The organism is Phaeobacter sp. HF9A (assembly GCF_011806385.1).
Lineage (GTDB): Bacteria > Pseudomonadota > Alphaproteobacteria > Rhodobacterales > Rhodobacteraceae > Epibacterium.
Window position 1 is genome coordinate 1 of sequence record NZ_JAATOX010000200.1, and the last position, 4,122, is coordinate 4,122.

The following is a 4,122-nucleotide window of genomic DNA, read 5'->3' on the forward strand; positions in this document are numbered from 1 at the left end:
CACCTGACCGGTCTTTGGGGGGCTTGGCATTATTGGCAGCTAATCCGTTTTATTCGGGCGCAGGGCTATGCGGCACCGCTTCCAGACTGTCGCGAAAGTTAATGCGCGACGGCTGATGATCCACTGCCTTCAACAGGCGCGGGTTCATAACCCGAAACCAGACCGGCGGCACCAGCATCATGCAGAACAAGCCCGGAATACCGGCAGGCAATTGTGGCGTGCCTTCGATATGCGACAGGGTCTGAAACGGGCGCTGCGCATTGGCGTGATGGTCCGCATGGCGTTGCAGATTGAAGAACAACAGGTTCGAAAACAGGAAACTCGAGCTCCACGAATGTTTCGGCTGGCAAGGCTCACGCCGCCCACCGACCATCTCGCGCAGCAATCCATAATGTGCCGTGTAGTTCGCCATGGTGATCGAGAACCAGGCGACCAGACTGTGCAGGACAAAGAACGGCACCGCCTTGGGCCCATACGCCAACACAAGCCCCGCCAGGAACATCAGCGACAAAGCCCAACTGCGCAGGAGCTCATTGCTCATGCTGAGCCAAGGCAGGCCACGTCTGCGCAGGCGGTCCCCCTCTTTCTCCAGCGCCCCCAGAAAGACCCCCGGGATCTCGCGCATGGCAAAGCGATAGATCGACTCGTTGTAGCGCGCGCTGGCAGGGTCCTCGGGGGTGGCAACCTTCTTGTGATGGCCGACATTATGTTCCACACCGAAATGCCCATATGCCACCAAGACCAGCGCCAGATCCGCCATCCGCCGGTCCAGCGGGTCGCGGGCATGGCCCAGTTCATGCGCGACCAGCACCAGAAGCGAATGCACGAAGCCCATGCCGACGGTGAAAGTGACCCATTCCAATGCGCTGAACCCGGCCCAAGCGGCAAGTGCCGTAGCGGCGATCACGCCCACGGCATAGCTCGGCACGATGGCATGCATCAGGCGCCGATAGAACGGATCGGCCTCCACCGTGGCGGCGGCCTGTGCCGGGACGTTGCGGGTGTCGCGGCCGATCAGAAGATCGACCACTGGAGCGACTCCGAACAGCAGTCCCAAAGGCGCCACCGCCACGACCCAGACCGGCACGCCAAGCGCGTAAAGGATAAGAAGCACCGGCGCAAGCATGGGCGCAAGGAAGCCCACCAGCCAGCCGGAGCGGCGCGGATCGGGATGGGTCATGAGGTCTCTCCTGCAATGCGATGCGCCCCAACACGCACGTAGACTGCCGCCAGCACAAGCATCGCTACGCTAAGGAATGGCGCAAACACCCCGCCGATGAGGAATCCCAGCGTATAGCAGGGCGTCAACACAGCGGCGACCAGCGCCGCCCGGCGTGTCGGGCCAAAGATAAAAAGGACCGGGAACACGGCGCCGATAGCAAAGACGAAGCTTCGGTAAGTCAACTCTCCAACCAGCCTCAGCGCCTCGGGCGACAGCATTAGCGATGCCACATGCAGCGCCGCGACGATGCCCACGACCAGCGCAGGAGACAGTGCCTGTCTCCAGTTGATATCAAGCTCGACCAGATGTGCCGCAGTGGTAAAGCCAGTCTGCACCATCACCAACACCGCCACGGCCGCCACCGCAGGCTGCGCCAGCCCCCCGGCCAAGGTCAAACCAACAAAGGCATCCAGCCCCAGGTAGACTCCCAACAAGAGCGCCGCAAAAAACACGCCAAAGCCGATCAGAAAGGCGCGCCTTGGATTGTTCGCCTGCCTGAAGGCTCGGTGAAAAGTCAGGTCGAACCACGGCGCCAGCAAGAATCCCAACGCCAAGGGCGCGATCTGGTGGAAGAAGGGCGCAGCCGCAATCTCGGGAGCCGGCACCGGCGTCAAGAAGATGTAGACCAGCAGAGCGGCGCTGAGCCCCACATTGCGACCAGCCGCTCGCGAAAGAACAGACACAGGGCCGTGACGACGGCAAAGCCGAGCACTGGGCGCCCGTCCTGCACCATCAGCGATAGCCAGACGGCAAAGACCGCGTGATACCCCGCGACCAGCGCGGAAAATCCACGCGTACAAGGCCCGAACCGGTTCAGAAAAGCCTGACGCTCTGCCTCTCGCCAATAGCCGAACAAGGTCGCGCCCAGCACGTTGAACACCGCAAACACGAGAAAACTCATCGACCCGAATTCCAGATACAGCAGCACTGGAAAAAACCCGCCGATGCACCAGAACCACGCACAGGCGAGAAAAGCCGAGGCCGTCAGATCGCGCATCACATTTCCACGGGCCACAGGTGAAAGCGCAGCTCGCCGCGGCCAATGCGGCGGTCGGTCTCTCCGCGGCGCTTTCCGCGCGAATAGACGTTGACCTTGAGCGTCGCGTTGAAAGGCTGGCCGCTGGCGATTTGCGCCTCAAGATCTGGGTCCAGCGGCTCTACCTTCAGATGCAGCCCGTTGGTCGAGGGCAACATGAAACGATAGCTGACATTACGGCAGACGATCCGGTGCCCGCCGTCGCTGCGCATGAACAGATAGGTGCCCGCTGCCAGCTCTAGCGTCGCCAGCAAGGCGGCGCCGCCTACTGTGCCATAGGCATTGCGGTTCATCCGACTATGCGGAGTCTCAACGTAGAAATCCGTGTCGGAATAGTTGATCCTGAGGCCCAGGCGCGAAACCATGGGTAGGAACGCCATGGCAAGAATTCGGCGCAACACCGGCGAACGGATCGTGGCGCGGTTCAACGCGCGTTCCAGCCGCGCGCCTGCCCATTGAAAGCCGGTCGCGGGTGGCCTGTAACTCCGTCGCCGCTGCTCTGCCGGCACATTCTGCATGGGTTCATCCACGGATCATTACGCTTTGAATAAGGTCCGGGCCGATTGCATCCCGATAACCGCTGCTTGCCCGATATGGCGAGTACAGATATGCATATTTGAAAGTATCCAGAAGGCTCTAAATTTCAATAACCTGATATCGGAAATCCCAATGAACGATCAGCCGACGCCGGAAGCCGCCTTTGGCCAGGCGCTGCGCCACCTTGACATCAAGCACCTTCTGGCATTCGAGGCGATCTACTCCACGCGCAACATATCCCGCGCCGGGCAGGCGCTTGGGTTTTCCCAGCCGACTATGTCGAACCTGCTGGCAACGCTGCGCGCGGTGCTAGATGACCGGCTGTTTCTGCGCCAGCCGCGCGGCGTGCAGCCCACCACCCGCGCTGATGAGCTGATCGCCCCAGTCCGAAGCGCCCTGCGCGAGATCGAGCGTATCACCAAACCGCGCGCCTCCTTCGACCCGGCAAAAGACGCGCGTGAATTCAAGATACACGCTCTGGATATCTTCGAGACCCTGCTGATCCCCAGGCTTGTCAACCGCGTGGCGGGCAATCCCGGCATCACCTTCAAGCTGCTGCTCGCGCCCAAGATTCCTATCGCCGAAGCGCTGGAGAGCGGCGAGGCCGATATCGCCCTTGGGATGCTGCCCCCAAACCAGCCCGACCTGCGCTGGCAGGATATCCTGTCGCTTGACCTCGTGGTGATCGCCCGGCAAGGCCATCCGCGCATTGACGGGCAAGTGACATTGCAAGACCTTGCCGAACTTGGCCATGTGGCGATGGACATGGCGCCTGGTGCGTTGGCCAATGCGCACCTGTTTTCGCTCAAGAACCGGCCCGCAAGGCGCGATGTCGTGCGCGTTACCCGGCCCTCGGCGATCATCGAGATCGTCGCCCAGACGGATCTTGTAGGCTATGCCAATCGCCGTCAGCTGGCTGCATCGCCGTGGCGTGATCGGATGCAGGTGCTGGAACCGCCGGTGCCTCTGTCGACGCAAGATTTCCAGATGACATGGCATCTGCGCAACCAGGACGAACCCAGTCTGGTTTGGCTAAGAAATGAAATCGGCCAAATTCTTGCAGAATTCTAATATGGGCTTGCCGCGCGTTCGTTCCAGTCTCTCAGCTCATGTCAAGCACCTGTCTCTCTCGGGTCAGCACCATCGCGTTTTGCAAAGAGACAATAGGGATCCCTTCCCGCAAGGCGCCGCTGTAGACTTCGGGCTGATGGAATACTGTTGATAGAACTTCTCCTCTGCCCCTGCTGGCGGGGGTAATCCCCCCGTTTCTGCGGGGACTTGGTCGTAGAATTTACGCGGCCGTTCTCAGTTTCTGGGCGGGGGTCAT

General features: G+C 61.1%; 5 protein-coding genes. 1 reads left to right on the plus strand and 4 read right to left on the minus strand.

What is annotated here, in order from left to right:
* Positions 1-49: 49 nt before the first annotated feature.
* From HCZ87_RS20010 to HCZ87_RS20025, 4 genes are read right to left on the minus strand one after another with little or no spacing between them, the layout of a single operon-like run.
* On the minus strand, positions 50-1,180 hold the full coding sequence (locus tag HCZ87_RS20010) for an alkane 1-monooxygenase (RefSeq protein WP_167646777.1): 1,131 nt from the start codon (positions 1,178-1,180) through the stop codon (positions 50-52).
* Positions 1,177-1,872 carry a hypothetical protein gene (locus HCZ87_RS20015; protein ID WP_167646779.1) on the minus strand — a complete coding sequence of 232 codons (696 nt, stop codon included), beginning with the start codon at positions 1,870-1,872 and terminating at the stop codon, positions 1,177-1,179. Before HCZ87_RS20015 ends, HCZ87_RS20010 begins: the two co-directional genes overlap by 4 nt.
* Positions 1,833-2,219, minus strand: a complete 387-nt coding sequence (locus tag HCZ87_RS20020) for a hypothetical protein (RefSeq protein ID WP_167646781.1) — start codon at positions 2,217-2,219, stop codon at positions 1,833-1,835. Before HCZ87_RS20020 ends, HCZ87_RS20015 begins: the two co-directional genes overlap by 40 nt.
* Positions 2,219-2,788 (minus strand): hypothetical protein, encoded by a 570-nt coding sequence (locus tag HCZ87_RS20025; RefSeq protein WP_368484154.1) that lies wholly within the window; start codon positions 2,786-2,788, stop codon positions 2,219-2,221. The genes HCZ87_RS20020 and HCZ87_RS20025 overlap by 1 nt, the downstream gene beginning before the upstream one ends.
* On the opposite strand from HCZ87_RS20025, the gene HCZ87_RS20030 reads away from it, so the two are divergent.
* A complete protein-coding gene (locus HCZ87_RS20030; RefSeq protein WP_167646783.1) occupies positions 2,775-3,866 on the plus strand; it encodes a LysR family transcriptional regulator in 1,092 nt (363 codons plus the stop codon). The two genes, HCZ87_RS20025 and HCZ87_RS20030, sit on opposite strands and share 14 nt — an antisense overlap.
* Positions 3,867-4,122: the final 256 nt, after the last annotated feature.

Coding starts and splice junctions, on each gene's coding strand:
- HCZ87_RS20010 (WP_167646777.1), bottom strand. CDS start 1,180: ATGACCCATCCCGATCCGCGCCGCTCCGGCTGGCTGGTGGGCTTCCTT.
- HCZ87_RS20030 (WP_167646783.1), top strand. CDS start 2,775: ATGGGTTCATCCACGGATCATTACGCTTTGAATAAGGTCCGGGCCGAT.
- HCZ87_RS20020 (WP_167646781.1), bottom strand. CDS start 2,219: ATGCGCGATCTGACGGCCTCGGCTTTTCTCGCCTGTGCGTGGTTCTGG.